Below are 24970 nucleotides of genomic sequence, written 5' to 3'. Positions count from 1 at the left end.
CACGGCGTGGTGTGGTCAGGACAGTGGGTCGCGGACCGGCTGGGCGTGGGGCTCGAAGGCGACCCACGGCTGCCGGAGCTGCTGGGCCTGGCGCTGCGGCGCAACCCCAAACGGGCCCACCTGCTCGTCTCCAACGTGCTCGGCAAGCACGTACCGCAGCGGCCTGCCGCCGTGTACGGGGCCGGGTACGGCCTCGGCCGCCGGGTCCGCGAGCTGCTCGGCGACGCGGACGCCGCGCGCGCCGTGGTCCTCGGCTACGCGGAGACCGCCACCGGCCTCGGCCACAGCGCGGCGGACGGGCTGGCCCTCGCCCCCTACCTGCACTCGACCCGCCGCCCGGTCGCGGGCACGGACCCCGTGGGCGGCTTCGAGGAGGAGCACAGCCACGCCACCTCCCACCTCCTCCTCCCCGAGAACCCCGAACTCCTGCGCGGCGACGGCCCGTTGGTCCTCGTCGACGACGAGTTCTCCACCGGCCGTACGGTCCTCAACACCATCGCCGCCCTGCACGCCCGCTATCCGCGCGACCGGTACGTCATCGTGGCCCTGGTCGACATGCGCTCCCGGGCGGACCGCGCGCGACTGGCCGACTTCGCGGCGAAACTGGGCGCGCGCATCGACCTGGTGGCCTTGGTGACGGGTACGGTGCGGCTGCCCGAGGGGGTGCTGGAGCGCGGGCGCGAGCTGGTCGCGGAGCACGAGGGGCCGGCGGTGTCCGGGGGCGCTTCGCGGGAGGGGCGCGCCGTGCGCCGGGTGGACCTCGGCTGGCCCGGCGGGCTGCCCGACGGCGGCCGGCACGGCTTCACCCCGGGGCACCGGGCGACATTGGAGGCCGCGCTGCCGGGGATGGCGGACCGTATCGCCGGGGCGCTCCGGGACGGGTCCGGGGCGCTGGAGGCCGTGGGTGCAACCCCCCGGCGCGTGCTCGTCCTCGGCTTCGAGGAGCTGATGTACGCGCCGCTGCGGCTGGCCGACGCGCTCGACGCCACGCTGGGGGAGCGCGCCGAGGTCTACTCCTCGACCACCACCCGCTCACCGGTCCTCGCCGTCGACGACCCCGGCTACGCGATCCGCACGCGCCTCGCCTTCCCCGCACACGACACGCCCGCCGACGGCCCCGGCGAGCGGTACGCCTACAACGTCGCGGGCGGCGGCTTCGACGCCGTGGTGGCCGTGGTCGACTCCACCGCCGATACCCCCGAACTCCACGCTCCGGGCGGCTTGTTGGCGCAGCTCTCCGTCCATGCGGGGCAGGTGCTGCTGGCCGTCATCCCCTCCTATCGACCCGCCGCCGAGCCCCCCGCCGAAGCCGAAAGACAGGCGCCGCCCATGCCAGAGCCGCTGCGCGGCCCCCAGTTCTCCTCGTACGCGCCCGACGAGGTCGGCTGGCTGCTCCAGGACCTCTCGGCGGTGCCGCTCGAAGCGCCCACGGAGGAGCGCGAGGAGGCGGTCCAGAACGGCGGCGCGCACTACGCGGAGTCGCTGCCGGTGGAGTACCAGCCGAGCGACGCGTACCAGGAGCTGTTCCGGTCCGCGCTCGACGCGTCCGCCGCCCGTATCGCGCGCGCCGTCGGCGCCGTCACCGAGACCCTGCTCGCCGAACGGTCGCCCCGGCCCGTACTCGTCTCGCTCGCACGGGCCGGCACGCCCGTAGGCGTGCTGCTGCGGCGCTGGGCGCGCTACGCACACGGCCTGGACCTGCCGCACTACGCCGTCTCGATCGTGCGCGGCCGGGGCATCGACGCGACCGCGCTGCGCTGGCTGGCGGCCCACCACGACCCGTCCGATGTCGTCTTCGTCGACGGTTGGACGGGCAAGGGCGCGATCACCCGCGAACTCGCCGAGGCGCTGCGGGACATCGAGGGCTGCGCGGGGTTCGACCCCCGTATCGCGGTACTCGCCGACCCCGGCGGCTGCGTGGACACCTACGGCACCCGCGACGACTTCCTCATACCCTCCGCCTGCCTCAACTCCACCGTATCCGGGCTCATTTCACGCACCGTGCTGCGCGCCGACCTCGTCGGGCCGGGCGACTTCCACGGCGCCAAGTTCTACCGGGAGCTGGCCGCGTCCGACGTGTCCCGGCACTTCCTGGACGCGATCGAGGCCCGTTTCGGTGAGGTGGAGGAGCAAGTGGCCGCCGATGCCAAGGAGTTGGCGGCAGCGGACCGCACCCCCACCTGGGCGGGCTGGGCGGCCGTCGAGCGGATCAGCGAGGAGTACGGCATCCACGACGTGAACCTCGTCAAGCCGGGCGTCGGCGAGACGACCCGCGTGCTGCTGCGCCGCGTCCCGTGGAAGATCCTCGCCCGCCGGGGCGCGGGCGCGGACCTCGCGCACGTACGGATGCTGGCCGAACAGCGCGGGGTGCCGGTGGAGGAGACCGACGACCTGCCGTACAGCTGCGTCGGCCTGATCCACCCCCGGTACACGCGCGGCGCGACGGGCGCGGACGGCACGGCGGTGACGGCCCCGTGACGAGGACCGATGCCCCGGCCGCGACGACCGTGACGGCCTCCGCGACCACGACCGCCAAGGCGGCCTCCTCCGCCACCACCATGATCGCGAGCGATCTCGATCGCACGCTCATCTACTCCGCCGCCGCCCTCGACCTGCGGATGCCGGACGCCGCCGCGCCCCGGCTGCTCTGCGTCGAGGTGTACGAGCACCGGCCGCTCTCCTATCTGACGGAGACCGCCGCCGCCCTGCTCGCGGGCCTGCGCTCGGCCGCGCACTTCGTACCGGCCACCACGCGCACCCGCGAACAGTACGAGCGCATCCAACTACCCGGCCCCGCGCCGGAGTTCGCGATCTGCGCCAACGGCGGGCAACTGCTCGTACACGGTGAGCCGGACCTCGACTGGCAGGCGCGGGTGCGGCGGACGCTGGCCGCCGAGTGCGCCGGGCTCGAAGAGGTCCGCGGCCACCTCCTGCGCTCCGCCGACCCGGCCTGGCTCCTCAAGGAGCGCACCGCCGCCGATCTCTTCGCCTACCTCGTCGTCGAGCGCGCCCTGCTGCCCGACGCCTGGGTCAAGGAGCTGGCCGCCTGGGCGGACGGCCGCGGTTGGACGGTTTCCGTGCAGGGCCGCAAGGTCTACGCGGTGCCGAAGCCGCTCACCAAGAGCGCGGCCGTCGCCGAGGTCGCCCGCCGTACCGGCGCCGAGACGGTGCTCGCCGCCGGGGACTCGCTCCTCGACGCCGATCTGCTGCTCGCCGCGGACCGCGGCTGGCGGCCCGGCCACGGTGAGCTGGCGGCCGAGGGCTGGTCCGCGCCGCATGTCACGGCGGTGGAGGCGAGCGGCGTCGCGGCGGGGGAGGAGATCGTACGGGCCTTCGCCGGGGCCGTCGCGGGGAGCTGAGCCGGCCGGGGTGGCCTCCCGCCCGGTCGACTGTATACAATCTCGGTGAGATCTGCGCAGTCACGGCGATGGATCGCCCAGGCTTGGAGGCGTCATGGACAACTTGGACCCCGAAGTGGTGCTGGGCATGGCGGCCCAGGCCCCCGACGGCATAGTGATCACCGACCGCGAAGGTCTGATCCGCTATTGGAACCAGGGTGCGGAGCGGATCTTCGGATACTCCGCCGCCGAGGTCGAAGGCCGCAGCCTGGACGTGATCATCCCCGAGAAGCACCGGCAGCGGCACTGGGACGGCTACCGGACGGCCATGGAGAAGGGGACGAGCAGGTACGGCGCGGACGACCTCCTGGCCGTCCCCGCGCTGGCAGCGGACGGCAGGAAGCTGTCGATCGAGTTCAGCGTGGTGATGCTGGCCGCCGCCGACGGCGGCGGGGACCATGTCGGGGCGGTCATCCGGGACGTCACCGCGCGGCGTGCGCAGGAGAAGGAGATCCGCCGGCGTCTGCTGGAGGCCGCGCCGGAGCGTGCGGGGGCCTGAGGTCTCTCCCCGGGGTCACCTCGGCGGGCCGGTGTGCGGCGGGCCCGCCGAGTGGCCGAGCGCGCGGCGGCTTCGGGCCCGGTCCTCGCGGGCGGCCTGTTCCGGGTGGCGGGCGCGCCAGTACGGGTTGTCGTGCGGGAGCCCGCCGCTGACCCGCCCGTACATCCCGAAGATCAGCAGCAGCACGCCGACGACAAAGCTGAAGAGCACGTTCTGGATGCGGAAGGCCAGGAAGTTGTAGCGGCCGTCCAGCAGGGCCAGATTGACGAAGCCGCTGAGGATGAAGAGCGCGCCGAGTCCGATGTTGAGCGTCGAGGCGAAGTTGCCGCCGATGACCATGCCGGCGAAGAGCAGGACGCCGACGACGATGGACAGCACGCTCAGCGTGCCGTTGGTGTTGAGCTCGGCGACGGTGTCACCGCGGGTCGAGAAGAACCCCACCCGGTCGATCAGCCCAAGGATTCCGAAGGCGAGCAGCACCAGACCGGTGAACCCGGCTCCGGCGCGGTAGACCTTGCTGAGGCGGTGGTCCATCGGCAGGTGCTCGTCGAGCCGGGTGTGCCGCTGATGAGCGGGACCGTGGCGCTGCGGAGCGGGTCCGTGACGCTGCCGCCGGGGCCTCATGTGCTCGGGCCCGTGCGTGGCGTGGCCTGTGGCCATGGTTCCGGCCCTCCTTTGCGGTGCGCTGAGGGAGGTGCGTTCTGGGCCGTACGTACGCGGTCGGCGCGCGTCGCGCGTACGCGCCACACGTACGTACTCCCAGGGTCCGCCCAGGGCCGGTCAGCTCAACTCAACCGCAGCAGCCACCGCCGCAGCAGCCACCGCCACCGCCCCCGGCCTGCGCCTGCGGGGCCTGGGCTGCGCCGCCCACGGCGACGGTCGACAGCAGCTTCACGGCGTCGCCGTGCCCGTGGGGGCAGCTGGCGGGATCGGCGGACCGGGCCATGGGCCGCTTGAGCTCGAAGGTGACACCACACGTCTTGCAGCGGTACTCGTAACGGGGCATGCCAGGCAGCATATCCAGCGATGCCCCGGCCCGTCGGCGGGGCGGGTGGCGGATGGCGGGCGCGGGCGGTGGGAGCAGACGGCGGGGGCAGACGGCGGGGGCGGGCGGCGCTAATTCCCGGCGCCGCGCGCCTCGCGGATCTTCTGGACCACGCTCGCGGCCGTCTGGCGCACGGCTTCCGTCTCCGTCAGGAAGTGCCACCAGTCGGGGTGCCGGCCGGTCAGCGCGTCGACGGCGCGGTCGAGGCGCGCCACGGCGTCGTCCAGCGGTCGGGCGGTCCGCGGGTCGGGGGTGGCCCGCCCCGCCATGGCGAGGCGCTGCGCGTCCCGGATGGCGAAGCGGGTCCGTTCGACCTCTTTCTGGTGGTCGAAGGAGACCTCGTCGAGCCTGCGCAGCCGGTCGGAGGCGGCGGAGACCGCCTCGTCGGTGGTGTTCAGCAGGGCTCGTGCGGTCGAGAGCAGGGCCGTGGCGTCCGGCCAGCGCTGCGCGTCCCGCGCCGTACGGGCGTCCCGTAGCTTCTCCTCGGCCTGCCGCACGGCCTGCTCGGCCTGTTCCGGAACCTGTTGCAGATCCTGCCAGCAGGCGGCGCTGTAGCGGCGGCGCAGTTCGCTGAGGACCGGGGCGACGCCGGCGGCGCGCGTGGTGATGGCCTGGGCGCGGGTGCGCAGCGAGACGAGCCGCTTGTCTATCTCGGCGGCCTTCTGCGGCAGGTGCTCGGCCTCGCCGCGGATCGCCTCGGCCTCCCGCAGCACCTGGTCGGCGCGGGCGATGGTCTCCGGCACGCCGTGCTGCCCGGCGCCCTGGTTGAGCTTGGTCAGTTCGGGGGCGAGGGTGGCGAGCCGGGCGGCCAGATCGTCGGCGCCGAGCCCGGCGGCCCGTACCGCGTCAAGGGCGTTGCTCGCGGCGAGCAGCCCTTGCCGGGCCCGCTCCACGGCGGGCGCGAGCCGGGCCAGCTGCGTCTCGGCCGTGCCCAGCAGGGGCCCGAGCCCCTGACCGAACCGCTCCAGATCGCCCTTGACCCGCTCCAGCTCGTCCTTGGCCTTCGACAGGTCACCGCGGGCGCGGGCGGCGGCCCCGGCGTCGAGGTCGTCGCGGTCGAGGTCGTGGGCGTCGACGGCCGTGATGTACGCGGTGGAGACCTGGTCGATGCGCTCTCCGAACGCGGCGAAGTCGGCGGCGGCCTTGCGCGCGGCCGGGGAGTCGTCGACCGCGGTGATCGTCTCGATCGAGATCTGGAGGTCGCGCTGGGCGGTGTCCAACTCGTAGAAGGCCGCGGCGGCGGCGTCCTTCGCGGCCTGCGCGTCGGCCCGCTGGCCCTCACCGCGGCCCCAGCCCCAGCGCCGCGTACCGCCTCCGGCGAAGGCGGCGGGCACGGCGGCGAGCAGCAGCGGCAGTGGCAGCAGCGCCAGCGCGACGCTATCGCCGAGGACCGCCGCGGCTCCGGCGAATCGGCGGCGTACCGGTCGTACAGACTGCGCGAGTGTCGCCGTCACTTGCCCTCTCCCGATGGATCGCCCCTGGCCCGGATGCCATTCTCCCACCCGTTAAGGACGAACACACCGGCCGATTAGTTCGCGGTGCGCACCTTCACCGGGCCGTCGCTGGTGTGGACGGTGACGGAGTGCTTGCTGGCGTCGTCCCGGGGGACGTCCACCGACTGCGAGCCGTTCTTGGTCTTGACATCCAGCTTGTAGGGGGAGCGGGGCAGCTCGATGTCGACGGGCCCGTTGCTGGTGGTGGTGTCCACGCTGTCGGGAACCCGGGTCAGCGCCAGGTGTACGGGCCCGTTCGAGGTCTCCAGCCTGACCTGGCGCGAGGTGATGCCGGTCGCCTTCACGGCGCCGTTCGACGTGCTGATGTCGAGCGGCCCGTCGGCGTCCCGCACCGTGACCGGCCCGCTGTGCGCGGTGACGTGGAGCGCGGTCTTGATGCTCTCGGCCCGCACCGGCCCGTTGTCGCTCTTGACGGTCACGGCGACCCCGGCCGGCACCTCCACCTTGTGCTTGGCGGAACACGTGGAGCTGATCCCGCTGCAGTGGATTCGCAGCTTGAGGATGTCCCCGTCCACCGCCCAGTCGGCCTTCGCCGACCCGCCGATGCTCTTCCCCTCGAACCACCGGGTGACCTTCACCTCCTTGGCGTCCTTCCCGCCGGCGGTCACCACCTCAAGCTCCGAGTTGTCACTGTCCACGGTCAGCGTCCGCCCACTGAGCGAGAAGGACTTGTACTCCGGCTCCGCATCCGAGGCATCGCCCCCACACCCGGCCACGGCGACCCCGGCCACCAGTACCCCCACCGCGATGAGGGACGTACGGGCGGCGGCCCGGGGGCGACGGGTGTGCGGGCTGGTGCGGGATGCCACGGTGGTCTCCAGGTGGGATTCGGTAAAGAGCAGCAAGATCATCCGGCACCGGCCGACCGGCCCGCACCATCGCCGCAACCCTACGAATCGATCACCGCCCGAACGATCCAGCTCACTACCGGAAAGAGGGTAGGGATAACCCCCGCCCCACCGGGTGCGGCCCGCCTGTCCAGGCCATGTAAGCTGTCACCTCGTTCACGGGCGCATAGCTCAGCGGTAGAGCGCTGCCCTTACAAGGCAGATGTCGCTGGTTCGAAACCAGCTGTGCCCACATAGTGCGTAGCCGCAGGTGAGCGGCTGAATGAAGGCCCCTGATCGTGATCGGTCAGGGGCCTTTTCCATCTAGGAAGTCCGCTGAAAGTCCCCATCCTCACGAAACGGGGATGGGGCACCTCGCGGGGGCGGCGTGAAGCGCCGTACGTGAGCGCCGTGTAGGAGAGGGGTGGTCGCGGCTCCTCCTTCCTTCCTCCTTCCTTCTCGCGCGCCTGATGCGCATCTCTCATCACCTGGGGTGCGGTGTGCCGTGTGCCGTGGCGGGGAGGCCGAGCCCGCGTAGGAAGAGGTCCCCGCCGCATGTGTCAGCGGGGGCCTTCGTTTTTCAAGTGGGGCCGATCCGTGGCCTGTTGGGCACGGTGCGGGGCGCTTTGACTGAGGTGCGGCGTCTGGTGGCGTGAACTGGTGGATATGGGTGGGCCGTTGCGCCGCTGGGCGGCCGTTCACGGCCACCGTCTGGGGAACGAGGCGCCCGTGAGGGCCATCAAGCGGGCCGCCGGTGAGGGGTCAGGGATGCGGTTCACCGGCGGCCCAGTTCAGGGGTTCCTACGGGTCGTGCTCGGCGGTGGGCGCTTGGAGCCGGGCGGCGAGCGCGCACATCGAGTGGGCGTAGTCGCGGTGCACGGTCGGCCCGTTGGGGACGAGGACCTGCTGGCAGTCCTCCGGCCAGGCGGCCCGCTCGCACACCGCACAGCGGTGAGCCGGTGGCCCGAGGATCAGGGTGGCGGCGTCGAGGGCGGTGTTGAGGGTGAGGGGGTCGGTGAGGTAGCCGCGTGGGCCGCCGCGCCAGTTGTCGGGGTGGGACCAGTGGGGCCCCGGCCCTGTGATCCGGCCCGTGTGGGGCACGGCTATGGCGTCGCCGTAGCCGGTGCGCAGGGTGGTGTAGCGGGAGATGCGGTCCCAGTCCCAGCGGTACCGTTCGGTGCTCCCGGGCGGTACGAGCCACAGCAGGTTGCCGCTGGTGGGGTCGGCGATGTGCGCGGTGTCGACCAGCCCGGCCGACCGCATCCAAGGGCCCACAGCATCCGGCACTTGTACCGCGTCCCACCAGCGGCCGGCGCGCAGTTCGGACAGTCCGTCGCCGCGGGGCGGGGACCAGACGCTCACGACGCGCCCCCGGGCTGGTCTCGGTAGGTGGCGGGGCGGGATCGTACGGCCTCGTTGACGGCTGTGTGCAGGGCTTCGGGTGAGGTGAGCCGCTGCCATGGTCGCGGGTCTTCGGGGGTGGCTTCGGGGAGGACCCACAGTCGGTCCCCGCTGTACGTTCTTCCGGGTGCTGGTGCGGTGATCGGGCAGCCGGTGGGGAGTACCTTCACCTGCTCGGCGGCGGCCAGCGTGTGGTTGCCGCCGGTTGTTACGAGCCACCAGGCTGTGCGCTCCGATCCGCAGAGCAGGTACGGGCCGACGTGCTGGCCGCGGTAGGTGAGGTAAGTCGAGGCCAGACTGGCGAGGCCCAGCGGCATCTCGACGGTGTCCCAGCAGGAGCCGGTGGTCAGCGTGGCGGTCTGGCCCTGGGCCCACAGTGCGAGGACGGCGCGCGGCTCTGGGGAGGATGCGGCCAGCCAGGTGGCCATCGACGGGTAGCACGTCCCTGTTGTGCGGCGGGTGGTGTTCATGGGTGGTCCGTGAGGTGCTGGTAGGGGCGGCTCTTGGCGATGCGCACGGCGTCGTCCAGGGCCCGGAAGGCAGCCGTGATCGGCATCAGGACGTCGTCCGGCAGCAGATGCCGGTGCGCGAAGACCGCCGTCCGGGCCTCGTTGAGAGCCCGGGTGCACATGGCGAGCTGCAACATCTCCATGGCATGCCCGAGAACAGGGCCGACGTCGAGGGCCTGTTGAACGGTGAGTCCGCCGTTGCCGTAGCGGTTCACGACTCGGCCTCCTCGGCTTCCGTGCCTGCTGCGATGAGGGCGCGCACGGCGGACGAGGGACTGAGGGCGGAGCCGGGCGGGATGATCCAGTGGGCCCGTGGTCCTTCGCAGGCGTGGGGTACGGGCAGGCCGATGTAGCGGGCTTCACGGTCGGTGGTCGTCATGCACTCGGCCGCCGCGTCCCAGGTGGTGGCGGTGCCGGGCGGGACGAGGACGATGTAGACCTCGCGTTCGAGGAGGACGGGCCCGATGGCGCCGAGGCGGTGGAGCACGGCCCGTACACGCCCCCGGTCGCCGCCCTGGGCGGCACGGTGCACCAGCGCTGCCGGCAACTTCACCGCGTCCCAGGCCGGCCCGACCAGGAACAGGGCGACACGGCGGCGCCACCACTCATCCTCAGCCGCCTGCGCCAACTCCTGACTGGTTGTCAAAAGCCTGGCCGCTGCATGGTCCTGCTTCAGGGGAAACATCAGATACCTTCCCGCCGTGTGTCCGCCGCGGCGTGTGACTCGGTGTCCAGGGCGCGGGTGATTCCCAGGCTGGGGCGGGAGCCCCTCGGGTGTGCGGTGTATGGGCGGCGGACCAGCAACAGCCGGGAGCCAGCCGCCTCAATCCAGCGCCCACGTTCCGCGGCTATGGCCTTCGGCCCCAAGTGCGACATAGCCGGGGCGATCACCCCGTAGACGTCCGGCAGGGCCAGAACGTCCAGCAATCCGGTGAACGCCGCGGAGTCAGCGCCTGAGCTCACGTCGCGGTCGGTGAAAACGCCGGAGAACAGTAACTCGTGGCTGCGGCAGTACTCGGTGAGCGAAGCGGTCAGCGCCGCCCGCCGGGCCATGGAGACTCGCACCAGGCGCAGGAAGCCGTAGACGACCGGGCCACTGACCTGGTGGTGCTCCGTGATAAGTCCCATGCTCAGAGCGTGGCTGCTGTCCAACGTCCAGCCAATCACCGCCTGTTCTACTTCCGTTCCACTTCCGTACCACCGACTGCACGACTGTGCTTCGATGACTGGCGGAAAGGAGTGGCGTGTGGCGACCGTGCACCGCTGGACCGGCCTGGAGGCCAAGGCGCTGCGCCTTGCTCTTCGGCTGAGCGTGCGGGCCTTCGCTGAGCGGCTCGGCCTGGGGGTGGCCACGGTTTCCAAGTGGGAGTCCAAACTCGCCGTCACCGAGCCCAGACCCGATACCCAGGCCATCCTCGACACCGCGCTCGGCCGCGCGGACGCTACCGTCCACCTGCGCTTCGAGACACTCCTGTCCGAGATGACCAGCACGTTGGCCCCCGCCCAGCGGCGGGCCAGCGCCTCCGGTCCCCGGGCTTGGGAGTACGAGTCATGGGCCGATGACCTGGACCGGGTCGTGGTCGCCCTGTCTCAGCAGAACTTTGCCTTCGCCGACAGCCTGCTCAGCCGGTGGTTGGGCCGTTTCAAGGCCCCTGAGCTGGACGAGAAGGGCCTGTATCTGTTCGCCCGTTCGACCGCCTTGCTCGCCGACCTCAAGCGGTACCAGGGGACCCTCGTCGGACTGCTGTCGGCCCAGCACTCCTATGCCGGCGCACGCGAGGTCTTCATACAGCTTGCAATCCCTCGCCGGGTTGCCCAGATCGACCTGTCCCTCGCGGTCGTCATGGAGATGTCCGGGATACTGGAGATCGCCGCCCGCCGCTACGAAACCCTCGCAGTCGACGACCGGCTTTCCCCTCGCGATCGTGCGAAAGCCCGGTTGTGGGTGGGGACCGCGCTGAGCAAGGACGGCAACCACGACTTCGCGACCCGTGTCATGATCGCCGCGACCCGTGACTTCGAGGACCTCGCCGAACCCGATGACTGGGCGGTGGCGCACCAGAAACTGGCTCTCGCCCGCCGCGGTGCCGGCGACCTCACGGCTGCGTTGCGGTTCCTGGACGTCGCCTGCACCACGGGCGGCGCGCAGTCCCCAATGCAACGGGTACAGCTGATCACCGCTCAAGCCCACATCCTGCGCACCGACCCCGTCACGCGTGGCGATGGGCTCCGTCTTCTCGATGAAGCCGCTCAGATCGCTGCGGAGTCCGGCCTCGGCCATCAGCTACGCAGCATCGAGGCCATCAGGCGGACGTGCGAGGGAGCTTTCAAACCTCTACATCACAGACCAGGGAGCAACGAGTGGCGGACGGACGACCGCAGGAAATCACCGAGGAGCAGCGGCAGGCCGCCCAGTTGATTTGGGACTACCACCAGATGCGTCACGAACCCCGCCCATGCGACGCGGCTATCGCGCTGGGCTGCAACGACATCGGCGTGGCTGCCTACGCGGCCGAGCTGTACGAGACCGGACTCTTCCCCACCCTCGTGTTCACCGGCGGCAACAGCCCAGCCACCAGCGGCGTCTTTCCTCGGGGTGAGGCGGTGCACTTCAACGAACATGCGCGTGTGCTGGGCGTCCCCGCGCACGTGGTGCTGCTGGAGCCGAAAGCCGCCAACACCGGGCAGAACATCGCCTACTCACGGGATGTCCTCACGGCCGCTGGTGTCCGGCCGGGCTCCGTGCTGCTGGTCACCATGCCGTACATGGAGCGACGGGCCTTCGCCACGTGCCGCATGCAGTGGCCCGAGGTCGAAGTGGTTTGCGCCTCCGCCCCAGTGTCGTTCGACGCCTACGTCAAGTCCATGGGCGATGAAGAGACCGTGATCAGCATGATGGTCGGCGACTTGCAACGGGTGACCGAGTACCCGGAACTCGGCTTCGCCATCCCACAGTTTGTCCCGGAGGGTGTGCATGCAGCCTACGAATCCCTCGTCCGCGACGGCTTCACCGACTACCTCATCGCCTCCTGACCTGCCCGAGCCGGGCGGGTTGTGTGCCATCCATCAGCCGAACTTCCTGCCTCGGCTGACCACGCTGGCCAAGCTGTTCGCAGCGGACTACTGGATCGTCCTGGACGACGTACAGTTCGCCCGCTGCGATTACCAGCAGCGCGCCCGTCTCGCCGGCCTCGACGATCCGGCTCGCCACCAGTGGCTGACCATCCCCACCCACCTGCCCCAGGGACGGCCCACGCTCATCCGGGACGCGGTGATCGTCGACCCGGACCGGGCCCGCCGCAGGGCCGTGGGGATGCTGAGGCAGCACTATGGCGTCAGCCCGCACTGGCCCGTCCTCGCTGAAGCTCTCGCCCCAGTGCTGGACGCCTTCGCCACCGGCCGGACTGCTGCGGTGGCCGAGACCTCCACCCGCGCCTTGCTGGGCCTGGTCGGCTGGAAGGGGCAGATCTTCACCAGCAGTCAGCTGCCCGCACGGCCGGGCAGATCCCAGCGCCTTGCCGACCTTGCCGCAGTGACTGGTGCCCGCGCGTACATCTGCGGGACCGGCGGCGCAAAGTACCTCGATGAGGCCCCGTTCGCAGATCAGGGAGTCGACGTAATCTTGTTCCGGCCGCCGAGCAGCAGCATCTGGTCCTCCGGTCGCCGACTGAGTGCCCTGTGGGCCTTCGCGGCGCTCGGGCCGGAGGCACTGGCTGCCCGACTCCAGGCACTCCCCGCCGACCTCGACGGCGGGGAATGACATGCCTGAGCCGCGCAGGCTTTCCGTGGCCGAGGACGGCATCTCTGTCACGGCATGGTCACCTGTACCTCACCCGTAGCGCCATACGGATGCGGTGCGCTCGCATATACACGCAGCCTTGGGGGGAACCACACATGTACCCCGCGCGGTCCGACGCCGCCGTTTTGCTCGCGGCGGCCTAGCCAGGGTCTAGGGGATCCACCTGGCGTTCTACCGGTAGTCGGTCCCGGTTCAGTAGCGGTCGGTGATGAGGTCACGCATCAGGCGATAGATCACGGCCGCCACTCCTCGCGGTAGTCGGAGGAGCGGCATACGGCAGGGCCAGCAGGCGCAGTGTCCGGCAGGTCGCCTTGCCCGCCTCCCCGTCCCATGCCTGAGCAGTGAGGCGCGTCATGCAGCCCGGGCCCCTCTGCGGCAAGGACTCGGGCCTGGACGGCGTGTACTCGTCGATGATCCGCCGCTTGACTTCGACCATGGCGAGGAGACGCGGATCGGTTCATGGCGGGCGATGTGCGAAGTTGTGGCGTCGAGTTGAGCCCGGAGAGTGCGAAGCCGTCGACCGCGGTCGCCTCATCCAATTCCTCGTTCGTGCACCACGGACCAGGGCTGGCCGCCCGTGCCCCCGCCTCGTCTTCGTGGAGCCGTGCCCGCAGGAACGCGGCCAGAACGATTGACGCATCGATTGTCACGACGACCTCCGAGGGGTGTAGTCCCTGCTTCGCGGACGGTGGCGACGACGGCGGTGGTGAGGGAGGCGCGGACCCATGCGTCGTGGTGCTCGGCGATGTCTGCGGGGATGTTGCCGTGGACGCGCAGGAACTGGCCCATGGTCTGGTCGGTGGAGTACGGGCGGAGCCGTGTGCCGTTCCAGCCCCAGGCGCGGGCGTCGCCCACCCGTGCGATTCGGGTGGCTGCGTCCCCGGGGGCGGTGGCGGCCACTACAGCCACGGCATCCGGTTCGGGTTCTTCCTCGGCTCCGGGGTCGGTCACGAGTTCGCCGGTGCTGAGGAGTCCGGCTAGCGGGCCGCGCCGGGCCGCGACGCGGGCGGCTACGGGAAGGGCTCCTAACACCCGTCTAACGGAGCCGAGTTGACGCGACCACTGTCCCTCTTGGGTGCGCCGCCAGCCTCTGGGGTTGAACCCCCGCATACGCGGGGAGCACGCCTAAGGGGGCCCACTGACAAACCATCACCGGGGACCACCCCCGTATACGCGGGGAGCACTGACGCTCCGGGCCCGCCGCGCGCTCGACCGAGGGACCATCCCCGCATACGCGGGGAGCACCCCTCCGCGATCTGCGGCGTTATGCGGGCCGACAGCGGTTTCTATCCACTTCCGTGAAGTCCGGCATACGGGGTAAAGGCATGGATAGCCGCGACCTCCTTGTGAGTGAACGCAGGGGGTCAGTATGTCTGCTCTCCCGGCCACAGGCACCCGGCAGGTCTACCGCTGGGACAGCGCCACGACGGCGGTCACCGACCCGGCGACTCCCGTTGGGTCACCCGTCGTCGGCAGCGGCCACCGGCCGCGTGCCAGCGCCGGTACTCGGTGCTTCAGGTCCGCGATATGTGGCCTCCGCGGTTGTTGTGCGTTGCGTTGCGGTGCGACCTCCAGGCGGCCGTTGAGTGTGGTGAACCTGGTGTCGGACCCGCGCCGCGCAGTCGCTTTGGTTCGACGGCCGCGGCGGCCTGTTCGCGTGGTGTCGGCTGCGCGGTTGTCGCTGTCCCACTGGCCCCGTCGTGCCGTGGCTGGTGGCGAAGGCAGTCAGTACCGTGAGGAGTGCGGCGAGGGCGCCGGCCCGGCAGTGCGGCGGTCGACGGTGCGTCCGGCACGCCGGTGGTGTTCGCGTCGAGGACCGCAGGGACGGACTGTGCGAAGGATCAGGCGAATTCGAGGGGCCTTCACGGGCGGCTAGGCGCGGCGACGGCTGAGCATTCGATCCATGTCGGCGACTCGGCCCGGTCCGTCGGCGAAGGCCAATGCCTTTGTCTCCCGCCCCTGCGGTGCGGCGGCCATTCGTTGCGGCGAGCGCTTCATGCGCATTCTTCAAGGGGTTTTCTGGTGGGGGTCTTCTGATGTCGCCGGGAAGGAAAAGGCAGGCGGTCGTCATCATCGTGATGGCCGTGTTGATCGCGGCGGGTCTCGTTGTGGCCTGGCTGGGCGGCGTGGACGTAGGGCGGGTGCTCATGGTGGAGGGGGCGGTCGTCACGCTTGTCGGGCTGACGCTCCTGGCCGTCGGCAGATTGCGGAAATAGAGCTCCAGGGGCGCAGCGAGCCCCTGGCCGATCGTGCGGTGGAGCGTGAGGCCCGCGAACGGCGAACGGCCCGGCCGTCGGCTTCACTCGGCCCCGCGGCCGGCAGAGTCTTCGGTGACATCTCAGGCCGGAAGTCTTCGGCGTCGCGCGGGCGCTACGCGATGGCGAGCGCTACGCGATGGCGGGCGCCACCCCCGGCCGGGCCCCGCGCCGTTCCGCCCCCCTGCCTCAGTGACGGCCCATCAGTGGCGGGTCCCTCAGCGACGGTCGACGTCGTGGCGGGCCTCTCGCGGTTCTGTGCGGGATGTGCGGTGCGTAAGCAACTCGACCGCGAATCAAAGCAGTTCGGACGCGTGGTACAACCATCCGCTCTCCCCGCATGTCTTGTGATGCGCAACGCCATTCGAAGTGGGGAGGGTTTCGTGAAGCACATTCGTATCGCGTCCGGGGCTGCTGTCTTTGCGGTGGCAAGTCTCGGGGTCTTGGCGACGAGCACTGTCGCCTCGGCGGCTCCGGTCAAGGCGGAAGCCGCCTATAACGGGGCCTGCGGCGACGGCTACGCCGTGGTGAATTCCGCGCCGATCGGAAGCAAGGGGAAGGTGTTTCTGACCTACAGCTCCGCCACCGGCAAGAACTGTGTGGTCACCGTCCGCACCACCGCCGGAGCGCCCGTTCGCATGGTGGCCTGGGGGCAGTTGGTGGAGGACCGAGAGTCGACGCCGGTCGTGGACTCCGGCGACTACGGTACGTACGCGGGGCCGGTGTACCTGTCCGCCAAGGGGCGGTGCGTCAACTGGGGTGGGGCCATCCAGAACCAGGACGTCGAGGTCGACAAGTCCAACTGCGGCGCGTTCGCGAAGACAGCTCACTGATAGAGGGAGAGTTCCTTGAAGCTTTCGATTCTCAAGGCTGGGGCCGTGGTATTTGCGGCAGCGAGCGTATCCACGGTGATGGCGGCCACCACTGCCTCGGCGGCACCCGTTCCATCAGCCGCCTACAACGGCGTGTGCGGCAAGGGCTACAACGTCGTGAATTCCACGCCCATCGGCAGCCGGGGCATGGTCTATCTGACCTACAGTTCCGCGACCGGCAAGAACTGTGCGGTGACCATCCGCAACACCACCGGTGCGCCCGTTTTCGTACGGACCTGGGTCGGCCAGAGCGGCGGGCACGGGTCTCTTGAGGCGGACGGCGGGCAGTACGGCTCGTACGCCGGGCCGGTGTACCTCGCGGCGCGCGGCTCCTGCGTGGACTGGGGCGGTGAGATCGACGGGGTCTCCGTCACCACCACCGCCTCCAACTGTGGGAGTTTTGCCCGAGGTTGAGTGAGCCCCGAGGTTGAGTGAATAGGGAGGGGGCTGCCCGCGTGTCCGCGCTCGGGCCGCCCCCTCCGTTAGCGCCCGCCACTGCGACCCCTCGTCCGTGGCCGCTCCGGCGGGCAGCGGAACGTGGACCGGTACGCGCTCGGCGAGACACCCAGCGCAGACTGGAAGTGCTGGCGCAACGAGGCCGCCGTGCCGAAGCCCGCGTCCATCGCGACGCGGTCGACGGGTAGTTCGGACTCCTCCAGCAGTCGCCGGGCGTGCTCCACGCGCTGCTGGGTCAGCCACTGGCCCGGCGACAGCCCGGCCTCCTCGCGGAACCGGCGGGTGAACGTCCGTACGCTCATCGACTCCCTCGCGGCCAGTTCGCGCAGGGACAGCGGCCGGTCCAGATGGCGGAGCGCCCAGGCGCGGGCCGCGCCGGTGGAGGAGATCTGCGGCTCTGGGACGGGGCGGCTGATGAACTGGGCCTGGCCGCCGTCGCGGTGCGGGGAGACGACGGTGCTGCGGGCGACGTCGTTGGCGACGGCCGCACCGTGGTCGCCGCGGATCATGTGCAGGCACAGGTCGATGCCGGAGGCGACGCCCGCCGAGGTGAGGACGTTGTCGTCATCCGTGTACAGAACGTCCGGGTCCAACTCGATGGCCGGATGCAGTTGCCGGAAGAGGTCGCTCGACTTCCAGTGCGTCGTCGCGCGGCGCCCCTCCAGGAACCCGGCCGCCGCCAGCACGAACGAGCCCGTGCAGATCGATGCCAGCCGGGTGCCTGGGCGGATCAGGTTCAGGGCTGCCGCCAGTGACGAGCCCAGGCTACCGGCGCGTAGGCCCTCGTAGTCCTCGTCCGAGCCCGGGAGGACCACCGTGTCCGCCTCTGCCAGAGCCCGCGGGCCGTGTTCGACGTTGACGGTGATGTCCGTGTCCGTACGGACCGCGCCCGGTGTGAGCGTGCAGGTCGTGACCGTATACAGCGGTTTCCCCTCGGCCGACACGGCCTGGCCGAACAGCCGGTGCACGATGCCCATCTCCATCGGCAGCAGTCCATGGCGTACGAACACGGCGACCCGGTGCCGACCGGGATGCGGAAAGAATGCCATGGCCCGATCCTCACACAACATGGCCATCAGGCCACTCGATCCGCCCCGGCCCGCCCCCGCACCATCGGAAACCGCACCAACGGAAACCGCACCAACGGAATCCGCACCAACGGAATCCGCACCGTCGGAAACCGGATCACCGAAGGCGCGGTCCTGCCGGATCGCGTCGCATCTTGAGAGGACGGCACCCATGAGAGTCCTGTGGCTCTTCGCCCACCCCGAACAGCGCTCGCTCAACGCCTCCCTGCGCGACGACGGCATCCGCGCCCTCGAAGAACTCGGCCACGAATGCCGGCTCTCCGATCTCTACTCCATGGGCTGGAACCCGGTCGTCGACCGCTCCGACTACCGACCGGATTCCCGCACCGACGCCGACGAGCGGCTCCTCGTCGCCCGGCACAGCAAGCGCTCCTACCTCGCCGGCGAGCTCAGCGACGACATCCGCGCCGAGCAGGAGAAGATCCTCTGGGCCGACACCGTCGTCATGCAGTTCCCCCTCTGGTGGCACGGCATGCCCGCCATCCTCAAGGGCTGGTTCGACCGCGTCTTGGTCAAGGGGTTCGCGTACGGGATTCCCGACCCGCAGACCCCCGGCCGGTCCCTGCGCTACGGGGACGGTGCGCTGGCCGGGCGACGCGCCATGATCGTGGTGACGACCGGGGCTGCCGCGCCCGATCTCGGGCCGCGCGGGGTGAGCGGCGACATCAACGAGCTGCTGTTCCCCGTGCAGCACGGCACGTTCTGGTACACCGGCATGTCCGTCGTGCCGCCGTTCCTCGTCACCAGCGCGGACCGGGTGTCGGACGTCGGGTACAAGGAACTCGCCGCAGGGCTGCGGGAGCGGCTCCTCGCCCTCCCGACTACCGAGCCGATTCCCTTCCGGAAGCAGAACGACGGCGACTACGACGAGGACTTCGTGCTGCACGACCGAATCGCCCCGGGGCAGAGCGGCGTCCAAGTGCACACCAGGGTTTCGGGCGCGGGATAGGGAGCGTCGCGTGCCAGCCGAACGCCGCTCCGCGCGGTTGGCGAGTCGACGGCAATGCCCCACCCCTCAGCAATCCGCGGGCTGAAAGCTCCCCCGCGCGTCGTCGTCGCCCCTCAGAGCGCGGCGCATACGGGCCGGATAGCCGGGCAGCGGGTCCTCGGGGGCGTCCAGCAGCGGGCTGCCGTGCTGTAGCAGCCACTCGTGGTAGACGGGGTTCGCGCGGGCCAGTTCCATGTACGACGCCTTGAGGTCCGCGTACAGGGCCTCGAATTCGGTGGCGGCGAACGATCTCGCTCGCGACACCAGCAGCAGCCGGACCACCATCGGATCGCCGCACAGCGGACGGATCACGGTGCCGCGGTACGGCGGCGAGGTGGGCTGGCAGGGGCGTACGGCCTCGCCGGCGGCGGCCAGTTCGGCGGCGGTGGTGTTGTCGCGGACGTGCACCACGCGCGGGTCGAGCCCGGCGATCGTGAAGACGCGGCGCATCGCGGCTCCTTCGTGGTCGGCCGTCGGGTCGACCATCCACGCGTCGTCGGCCAGCACCGACAGCGGCACCACCGGCCGCGCCGCCGCCTCGTGCGTGGCGGAGAGCGTGACGAACTGGGGCTCGCGGGGGACCAGTACGCGCTGCTGCACGCCGGGCGGCAGGCGCAGCGGGAACCCCTCGGGCTCGTGCACGAAGGCGATGTCGAGCTGGTTCGTCGCGACCATCTGGAGCAGGGTGTGCGCGGAGACGTCGATATGGATCGTGGTGTCCATCTCCGGGAACCGGGTGTGCACGCGGCGCAGCCAGCCCGCCACCGCCCGGCTGCCGACGCTGCCGATCCGCAGCCGCACCGCACCGGCGTCCACGACCGCGTCCCGCGCGGCGGTGACCAGGGCGGTCATCTCGGCCACGATGGGCCGGGCCCGGGACAGCACCGAGTGTCCCAGCGGGGTGGGTCTGCTGCCCGTCTGTTCACGGGTGAACAGCAGGCCGCCGATGGCCTTCTCGATGCGTCGGAGCTGCGTGGTCAGCGAGGGCTGGGTCATGCCCAGTTGCAGCGCGGCTTTGCGCACGCTGCCGGTGTCGGCGATCGCGCACAGAGCACGGAGGTGCCTCACATCGAGCTCCACGGCCGGAGCATAACGGCGCTCCCGCGGGGCACACCAGACTCTTAAACCGCGCGAACAGGACGTTTGTGCGAGGAGATCAGCTCAGGGAACGGGCCGGGGGATTGGATCGGCCTATGGCTCATTGGCATCATCCGCGCCACCGAGAACTCGGCAGACACTCTGCGGGACCAAAAAATTCCCCGGTGTACCCCCCGGCCGTTGCCCACCAGCGGCCGAGGGAGTCCCGGCTCGAATGGAGTCCCCCACATGACCCGTTCCAAGACCGTGTTCTCGGTGCTGCTCGGACTGGGCCTGGCCGCCTCGATGACGGCCCTGCCCACCGCCGCGTCGGCGGCCGACCACCCCGCTCAGCAGCGCACCACCTCCTCCTACGCCGGGTCGGCTGCGGACCAGGCCAACAGCAAGGCGTTCTTCGACGCCGTGATGAAGGTCGCCAGAGCCAAGAAGGCGGCGAACCCGAACCTGGCGGTCGTGACAGTCACCTACGATGCCAGCCGCGCGCCGTCCTTCGCCTCGCAGATATCCAGCAGCGCCCAGATCTGGAACAGCGCGGTCCGCAACGTTCAGCTGCGGCCGGGCAGCGGTCGCGGCGACTTCTCGTACCGCGAGGGCAACGACGCGCGCGGCTCGTACGCCAGCACGGACGGCCACGGCCGGGGCTTCATCTTCCTCGACTACCGACAGAACCAGCAGTACAACTCGGTGCGGGTGGTCGCCCACGAGACCGGGCACGTGCTCGGCCTCCCGGACCACTACTCCGGCCCGTGCAGCGAGCTGATGTCGGGCGGCGGCCCCGGCACGTCCTGCCAGAACACGCAGCCCAACACCCAGGAGCGTAACCGCGTCAACCAGCTGTGGGCCAACGGCGTCAGCCCGTACGCCAAGGACGCCTTCCGCACGGTCCGCTGAGCGTGGCGGTGAAAGCGGTGAAAGCGGTGAGAGTCGTGAGAGTGGTGAAAGCGGCGAACGGCCGGTAGTACGCGCGGCAGCGGTCCGGTCCTCTGCGGCCGGGCCGCTGCCTCGTTGGCTCCGGCCCTCTGTGGTCGGACCGCTGCCTCGTCGGCCCCTGCCCCGGCCCTCGCCCGTACGCCCTCGCCCGTACGCCCCCCGCCCGTACGCCCGTCAGTCGATGCCGAACGCCGCCGCGTAGCGCACCATCCCGCCCGGCAGTCCCGCCGCCGGGTCCAGGCCGAGCGCCATGAACGCCTCGTCCGGCCACTCCTGCGGTGCCAGGATGCCGAAGCGGGAAGCCGGCTCGAACCCGAACCTGGGGTAGTACGACGGGTGGCCGAGCACGATCGCGGTCCGCTCACCGGCCGCACGGGCCGCGTCGAGGAGCGAGCGGATGACGGCGTCCCCGGCGCCCTGCCGCTGCCGCGCGGGGAGGACCGAGCACGGGGCCAGCGCCACGGCCGGAGCGTCGCCGACCCGGCAGCGGGTCAGCAGGGCGTGGGCGACGACCTCGCCCTCCGGCGTCTCGGCGACGTGGCTGAGCCCCGGCAGCCAGCCGGGGTCGGTGCGCAGCGCGTCGACCAGGTCGGCCTCGCCGGGATTGCCGAAGGCGTCGAGGTTGATCCGGCGTACGGTCTCGATGTCCGCGGGGGCTTCGGGGCGGACGGTCCACGGGGAACTCATCGGCCCATGCTCCCACCGGGCCGATCAGCCGCGTGCGCGGGTCGAGCTACGGCGCCGGGCTCTCGCGGGGCCCGCGGGGGCGGCGCATCAGGAAGCCGGCGCCCGCGCCCGCCGCGAAGAGGGCGAACACCGAGACCGCCGTGCCGAACCAGGTCGCCCCCAGCCACTGGCCGCCGAAGTAGCCGAGGCTCACGCTGTACGCGGCCCAGACCACCCCGGCCAGCGCCGACCAGGGCAGGAACTCGGCGACGTCGCGATGCATGACGCCCGCGCCGATGCTCACCACGGAGCGGCCGGCGGGCGCGAACCGGGCCAGCACGACGAGCGGGCCGCCGCCGCGCGACAGCGCCGTGCCGATCTTGTCCTGGGCGGCGGCGAGCCGCCGGGAACGGGCCATGGCGCGGTCGAAGCGGGCGCCGCCGCGCCAGGCGAGCCGGTAGGCGACGAGGTCGCCGAGTACGGAGGCGGTGGCGGCGCACAGCATCAGGGAGAACATGGTGGAGACGTCGTGCGCGGGGTGGGCCGGGGTGGCGCCGCCGACCGCGTCGGCGGCGGTCGATCCGGCGGCCGCCGTGGCGGCGGTGATCACCAGGACGCCGCTGGGCAGTACGGGCAGGAAGACATCGAGCAGTACGGACAGGCCGACGATCACATAGATCCATGGGGGGTCGGCCAATGACCCCAACTGCTCCAACACGTCCTGATCTCCCGGTACGGTCCCCCGCCGCGGTGTCGCAGGGGAGCGGCAGGAGCGGCCTTCACAGCCGTACAGCGTACGCCTGCGACGCCCGGGCCACGGGTGCGGGGGTGCGTGACGCCGGTCCGCGGCGCTGGGCGGGGCCCCGGCCGATGGACGGGGCCCCGGTGGCGCGTTGAGCGGGGTGAGCGGAATGAGCGGAGGGAACTGGGCCGTCCGGATCAGCGGGGTGAGCTGATCAGCCGGGCCGTCCGGATGCCAGCCGCGTCAGCCGATGGCGCTCGGCTCGCGCTGCTGCGCCGCGGCGGGCGCGCTCTGGCGGGTGCGGGCGAGCACCCGGTCCAGGGCGAGGGAGCCGGGGCCGGTGAAGACCAGCAGCAGGAAGGCCCAGCAGAACATGGCGGACGCCTCGCCGCCGTTGAGCAGCGGCCACAGGCCGTCGGGGGCGTGGGTGCTGAAGTACGCGTACGCCATGGAGCCGGAGCAGATCAGGGCGGCGGTCCTGGTGCCGAGGCCGAGGAGCACCACGATGCCGCCGACGAGCTGGATCACGGACGCGTACCAGCCTGGCCAGGTACCGGCCGTGATGGTATCGCCGGTGCCGGACGCGCCGCCGATTATGCCGAAGAGGGCCGCCGCGCCGTGGCAGGCGAAGAGGAGCCCGACGACGATGCGGAAGAGGGAGAGGACGTAGGGCTTGGCCGTGGTGAGCCGTTCGCTGAGGGCGACATTGGTGGGGGGCATGGCTGATCTCCTCGTGTCGGGGACGGAAACGAGGGACCCAGGTTAGGTTGACCTAATCGTTACTTGCAAGTTCAAGTTCTTGTTTTGGTACAGACAAATTCGATGTACTGGCCACCCGCAGCCTCACCCGCCTCACCGCGTGGACATCCGCCGGTATGACGGAATCCATCCCTCCGGCCGGTGGGCCGGGGCGACGCCCGGATCACGGAGGCGAAGGGTCCCCGCGCGGCGACAGCTCCGCCTCCAAGGCCCCCTTCAGCCTCTTCGGTCCCTTCAGCCCCTTGCTCACGCGGCCGCTCCGACCGCCCTTACCCCCCTGGCCGCCCCGATCGCCCCGATCGCCCCGATCGCCCCCGTCACGGTCTCGGCCTCGGCCCGCGACCGCCTGATCGAGCCGCAGCCGAGCCCCGCGCCCGCGCAGCGTCAGCGTCATCAGCTGATTGCCGAACCAGGGGCCGCCCGTCTTGCTCCACTCCACCGCCGGCCGCGCCACCCGCCCATGCCGCGCGAAGCCGCGCCCCAGCCACCGCCCGGCACGGCTCCACCCGAACCGGAAGCCGTGCTGTATCGAGGCGGGGATGCTGTTGTGCACGGGCGAACAGGTCAGCTGGTGCACCCGGCTCTCCAGCCCGCCCGGAAAGCGGCCGAACTCCGGCTCGGCCACGTACGCGTGGTGCACGTCGCCGGACAGCACGCTGATCGTGGCGGGCGCGCCGGGCCCGCTGCCCACCGTCGAGATGAGGTCGGCGAGCGCGTCGAAGGAGGCGGGGAACGCCGCCCAGTGCTCCAAGTCCGCCCGCCGGCGCAGCTTCTCGCCGATCCGCGCCCAGCGCGGACCGCGCTCGCCACGGCAGACGGCCGCGTTCCACGCCTCCACGTCGTGCACGAAGTGCGGCAGCAGCCACGGCAGCGAGGAGCCGATCAGGAGATGGTCGTACGCGCCGGGGCCGCCGTCGAGCGCCGCCGAGCGCAGCCACTCGGCCTCCGTCGGGGCGAGCATGGCCCGGCGGCCCTCGTCCAGCACCCGAGCGCCCCGGGTGTCGACCATCAGCAGCCGTACCCGCCCGAAGTCGCGTCGGTAGCTCCAGCGGACGCCGGTGGGGTCGGCGTCGGCGCGGGACGCGAACTCCCGTACCAGCTCCGTGCCGTCACGCGCCTCGCACACCGCCCCGTACAACTTGTCGGCGGCCAGCTCGTCGGGCGAGAGGTTGCCCAGGTGCTGGTGGACCCAGTACGACATCAGCCCGCTGACCACCCGCTCCTGCCACCACGGCGTCGCGCGCATCCCCTCCAGCCACGCCTCGCTGGTGTTCCAATCATCAATGATGTCGTGGTCATCGAAGATCATCAGGGAGGGGACGGTCGAGAGCAGCCAGCGGATCTCGGGTTCCAGCCAGGACTCGTAATACAGCCGCGTGTACTCCTCGTAGTCCGCCACCTGGTGCCATGGCGGCTCGGCCAGATCGCGGCGCGCCGCCAGCCAGCGGCGGGTGTCGGCGGAGGTCTCGTCGGCGTAGACCTGGTCGCCCAGGAGCAGCAGTACGTCCGGGCGTTCGGCTCCGGGGCTGCGGGCGAGGGAGCCGGCCAGCGTGTCCAGGGCGTCGGGGCCGACCGGGTCGTGCCCGCTGTCGGACGGCGCCGCCGCCCACCGGCAGGAGCCGAACGTGACGCGCAGCGTGGCGTCCCGGCTCTCCGGCATCCGGATGGTGCTCTCCGGGAAGGGCGAGCCGGCCGGCGGCCACACCTGTTCGCCGTTGAGCAGGACGCGGTAGGCCGTCTCGGTGCCCGGCCGCAGCCCGGTGACCGGGATCAGCGCGTAGTGGTGTCCCGCCAACTGCCAGCTGCGGGCCGAACCGCCCGCGCCGTCCGCGCAGCGCACCTCCGCCGTACAGGGCCGGTCGGCCTCGATCCAGATCGTGGCGTTCTCGCCCGCTTCCCGGTCGATGTACCGAAGCAGCGGTCCCAATCGCAGGCCGGCGGTCATGCGGGCCTCCCTCCGTCGTTCCGTACGGTACGGAACGACGGAGGGAGGCCGTGAGTTTCCCGCCGGGCCGGGCCCGGTCGGCAGCCCGTCGACAGTCTGTCGGCAGTCGGCCGGTGGTCCGTCGGCAGTCGGCCCGGCGGTCGGTCAGTGGTCGGTCGGCAACCGGGCCGGAAGCCGAC

Annotated in this window: 27 protein-coding genes and 1 tRNA gene; 12 read left to right on the top strand and 16 right to left on the bottom strand. The window is 71.2% G+C overall.

From position 1 onward, the window contains the following. Nucleotides 1–6: 6 nt before the first annotated feature. The 3 genes from AC07AB_RS09020 to AC07AB_RS09010 all read left to right on the top strand — a co-directional run bounded on the left by AC07AB_RS09020 (nucleotide 7) and on the right by AC07AB_RS09010 (nucleotide 3897). Nucleotides 7–2478 carry a phosphoribosyltransferase gene (locus AC07AB_RS09020; protein ID WP_478562427.1) on the top strand — a complete coding sequence of 824 codons (2472 nt, stop codon included), beginning with the start codon at nucleotides 7–9 and terminating at the stop codon, nucleotides 2476–2478. 80 nt (nucleotides 2479–2558) lie between these two features. Continuing rightward, entirely contained in the window at nucleotides 2559–3359 is an 801-nt protein-coding gene (locus AC07AB_RS09015; RefSeq protein WP_478562656.1) for an HAD family hydrolase, read from the top strand. A gap of 94 nt (nucleotides 3360–3453) precedes the next feature. After that, nucleotides 3454–3897, top strand: a complete 444-nt coding sequence (locus tag AC07AB_RS09010) for a PAS domain-containing protein (protein ID WP_478562425.1) — start codon at nucleotides 3454–3456, stop codon at nucleotides 3895–3897. A gap of 15 nt (nucleotides 3898–3912) precedes the next feature. On the opposite strand, the gene AC07AB_RS09005 is transcribed toward AC07AB_RS09010, so the two are convergent. The 4 genes from AC07AB_RS09005 to AC07AB_RS08990 all read right to left on the bottom strand — a co-directional run bounded on the left by AC07AB_RS09005 (nucleotide 3913) and on the right by AC07AB_RS08990 (nucleotide 7265). After that, on the bottom strand, nucleotides 3913–4557 hold the full coding sequence (locus AC07AB_RS09005) for a DUF4383 domain-containing protein (protein WP_478562422.1): 645 nt from the start codon (nucleotides 4555–4557) through the stop codon (nucleotides 3913–3915). 130 nt (nucleotides 4558–4687) lie between these two features. Further along, complete coding sequence (locus tag AC07AB_RS09000) at nucleotides 4688–4903, bottom strand: FmdB family zinc ribbon protein (RefSeq protein ID WP_363132489.1); 216 nt, start codon at nucleotides 4901–4903, stop codon at nucleotides 4688–4690. Nucleotides 4904–5013: 110 nt separating this feature from the next. Continuing rightward, nucleotides 5014–6396, bottom strand: coding sequence for a hypothetical protein (locus AC07AB_RS08995; protein ID WP_478562419.1), 1383 nt, complete (start codon nucleotides 6394–6396; stop codon nucleotides 5014–5016). Between the two features lie 74 nt (nucleotides 6397–6470). Beyond that, on the bottom strand, nucleotides 6471–7265 hold the full coding sequence (locus tag AC07AB_RS08990; RefSeq protein WP_478562416.1) for a DUF4097 family beta strand repeat-containing protein: 795 nt from the start codon (nucleotides 7263–7265) through the stop codon (nucleotides 6471–6473). A 199-nt stretch (nucleotides 7266–7464) separates the two neighbouring features. Here AC07AB_RS08990 and AC07AB_RS08985 point away from each other — a divergent pair. Then, nucleotides 7465–7536, top strand: a tRNA-Val gene (locus tag AC07AB_RS08985). A 548-nt stretch (nucleotides 7537–8084) separates the two neighbouring features. Here AC07AB_RS08985 and AC07AB_RS08980 read toward each other — a convergent pair. Genes AC07AB_RS08980 through AC07AB_RS08960 form a run of 5 tightly spaced genes read right to left on the bottom strand, consistent with a single transcriptional unit; the run spans nucleotide 8085 to nucleotide 10321 of the window. Then, nucleotides 8085–8645: a hypothetical protein gene (locus AC07AB_RS08980; protein ID WP_478562413.1), complete on the bottom strand. Its 561-nt coding sequence runs from the start codon at nucleotides 8643–8645 to the stop codon at nucleotides 8085–8087. After that, nucleotides 8642–9154 carry a hypothetical protein gene (locus AC07AB_RS08975; protein ID WP_478562410.1) on the bottom strand — a complete coding sequence of 171 codons (513 nt, stop codon included), beginning with the start codon at nucleotides 9152–9154 and terminating at the stop codon, nucleotides 8642–8644. The genes AC07AB_RS08980 and AC07AB_RS08975 overlap by 4 nt, the downstream gene beginning before the upstream one ends. Further along, the gene (locus AC07AB_RS08970) at nucleotides 9151–9408 is read right to left on the bottom strand and encodes a hypothetical protein (RefSeq protein ID WP_478562407.1); all 258 of its coding nucleotides are present in this window, start codon (nucleotides 9406–9408) and stop codon (nucleotides 9151–9153) included. Before AC07AB_RS08970 ends, AC07AB_RS08975 begins: the two co-directional genes overlap by 4 nt. Further along, complete coding sequence (locus tag AC07AB_RS08965; RefSeq protein WP_478562404.1) at nucleotides 9405–9839, bottom strand: hypothetical protein; 435 nt, start codon at nucleotides 9837–9839, stop codon at nucleotides 9405–9407. The genes AC07AB_RS08970 and AC07AB_RS08965 overlap by 4 nt, the downstream gene beginning before the upstream one ends. Nucleotides 9840–9877: 38 nt before the next feature. Continuing rightward, nucleotides 9878–10321 carry a hypothetical protein gene (locus AC07AB_RS08960; RefSeq protein ID WP_478562402.1) on the bottom strand — a complete coding sequence of 148 codons (444 nt, stop codon included), beginning with the start codon at nucleotides 10319–10321 and terminating at the stop codon, nucleotides 9878–9880. Between the two features lie 118 nt (nucleotides 10322–10439). Between AC07AB_RS08960 and AC07AB_RS08955 the strand changes: the two genes are divergently transcribed. Genes AC07AB_RS08955 through AC07AB_RS08945 form a run of 3 tightly spaced genes read left to right on the top strand, consistent with a single transcriptional unit; the run spans nucleotide 10440 to nucleotide 12953 of the window. After that, a complete protein-coding gene (locus tag AC07AB_RS08955; RefSeq protein ID WP_478562399.1) occupies nucleotides 10440–11612 on the top strand; it encodes a helix-turn-helix domain-containing protein in 1173 nt (390 codons plus the stop codon). After that, nucleotides 11555–12226 (top strand): YdcF family protein, encoded by a 672-nt coding sequence (locus AC07AB_RS08950; protein WP_478562396.1) that lies wholly within the window; start codon nucleotides 11555–11557, stop codon nucleotides 12224–12226. Before AC07AB_RS08955 ends, AC07AB_RS08950 begins: the two co-directional genes overlap by 58 nt. 19 nt (nucleotides 12227–12245) lie before the next feature. Continuing rightward, a complete protein-coding gene (locus AC07AB_RS08945) occupies nucleotides 12246–12953 on the top strand; it encodes a WbqC family protein (protein ID WP_478562393.1) in 708 nt (235 codons plus the stop codon). Nucleotides 12954–13523: 570 nt separating this feature from the next. On the opposite strand, the gene AC07AB_RS08940 is transcribed toward AC07AB_RS08945, so the two are convergent. After that, a complete protein-coding gene (locus AC07AB_RS08940) occupies nucleotides 13524–13943 on the bottom strand; it encodes a hypothetical protein (RefSeq protein ID WP_478562390.1) in 420 nt (139 codons plus the stop codon). Nucleotides 13944–15070: 1127 nt separating this feature from the next. On the opposite strand from AC07AB_RS08940, the gene AC07AB_RS08935 reads away from it, so the two are divergent. From AC07AB_RS08935 to AC07AB_RS08925, 3 genes are all read left to right on the top strand, one after another. Continuing rightward, nucleotides 15071–15208, top strand: a complete 138-nt coding sequence (locus AC07AB_RS08935) for a hypothetical protein (protein ID WP_478562387.1) — start codon at nucleotides 15071–15073, stop codon at nucleotides 15206–15208. A gap of 389 nt (nucleotides 15209–15597) precedes the next feature. Further along, nucleotides 15598–16080: a spore-associated protein A gene (locus AC07AB_RS08930; protein WP_478562653.1), complete on the top strand. Its 483-nt coding sequence runs from the start codon at nucleotides 15598–15600 to the stop codon at nucleotides 16078–16080. A 27-nt stretch (nucleotides 16081–16107) separates the two neighbouring features. Continuing rightward, nucleotides 16108–16533, top strand: a complete 426-nt coding sequence (locus tag AC07AB_RS08925; protein WP_478562650.1) for a spore-associated protein A — start codon at nucleotides 16108–16110, stop codon at nucleotides 16531–16533. 68 nt (nucleotides 16534–16601) lie between these two features. Here the strand turns inward: AC07AB_RS08925 and AC07AB_RS08920 are convergent, their stop codons facing one another. After that, a complete protein-coding gene (locus AC07AB_RS08920) occupies nucleotides 16602–17651 on the bottom strand; it encodes a GlxA family transcriptional regulator (RefSeq protein ID WP_478562384.1) in 1050 nt (349 codons plus the stop codon). A 163-nt stretch (nucleotides 17652–17814) separates the two neighbouring features. Between AC07AB_RS08920 and AC07AB_RS08915 the strand changes: the two genes are divergently transcribed. Beyond that, nucleotides 17815–18612 (top strand): NAD(P)H-dependent oxidoreductase, encoded by a 798-nt coding sequence (locus AC07AB_RS08915; protein ID WP_478562381.1) that lies wholly within the window; start codon nucleotides 17815–17817, stop codon nucleotides 18610–18612. Between the two features lie 66 nt (nucleotides 18613–18678). On the opposite strand, the gene AC07AB_RS08910 is transcribed toward AC07AB_RS08915, so the two are convergent. Continuing rightward, nucleotides 18679–19731, bottom strand: coding sequence for a LysR family transcriptional regulator (locus AC07AB_RS08910; RefSeq protein ID WP_478562379.1), 1053 nt, complete (start codon nucleotides 19729–19731; stop codon nucleotides 18679–18681). Nucleotides 19732–19977: 246 nt separating this feature from the next. On the opposite strand from AC07AB_RS08910, the gene snpA reads away from it, so the two are divergent. After that, a complete protein-coding gene (gene snpA / locus AC07AB_RS08905; protein WP_478562376.1) occupies nucleotides 19978–20640 on the top strand; it encodes a snapalysin in 663 nt (220 codons plus the stop codon). Nucleotides 20641–20853: 213 nt separating this feature from the next. Here the strand turns inward: snpA and AC07AB_RS08900 are convergent, their stop codons facing one another. The 4 genes from AC07AB_RS08900 to AC07AB_RS08885 all read right to left on the bottom strand — a co-directional run bounded on the left by AC07AB_RS08900 (nucleotide 20854) and on the right by AC07AB_RS08885 (nucleotide 24791). Further along, nucleotides 20854–21366 (bottom strand): GNAT family N-acetyltransferase, encoded by a 513-nt coding sequence (locus tag AC07AB_RS08900; RefSeq protein ID WP_478562373.1) that lies wholly within the window; start codon nucleotides 21364–21366, stop codon nucleotides 20854–20856. Between the two features lie 46 nt (nucleotides 21367–21412). After that, nucleotides 21413–22063 carry a DedA family protein gene (locus AC07AB_RS08895; RefSeq protein ID WP_478562370.1) on the bottom strand — a complete coding sequence of 217 codons (651 nt, stop codon included), beginning with the start codon at nucleotides 22061–22063 and terminating at the stop codon, nucleotides 21413–21415. A gap of 267 nt (nucleotides 22064–22330) precedes the next feature. After that, nucleotides 22331–22807: a DoxX family protein gene (locus AC07AB_RS08890; protein ID WP_478562367.1), complete on the bottom strand. Its 477-nt coding sequence runs from the start codon at nucleotides 22805–22807 to the stop codon at nucleotides 22331–22333. Nucleotides 22808–23009: 202 nt separating this feature from the next. Then, nucleotides 23010–24791 (bottom strand): DUF7800 domain-containing protein, encoded by a 1782-nt coding sequence (locus AC07AB_RS08885; RefSeq protein WP_478562364.1) that lies wholly within the window; start codon nucleotides 24789–24791, stop codon nucleotides 23010–23012. Between the last annotated feature and the right edge of the window lie 179 nt (nucleotides 24792–24970).

Source organism: Streptomyces sp. NPDC044033, from assembly GCF_056434425.1.
This window is presented reverse-complemented; position numbering and strand designations above follow the sequence as displayed.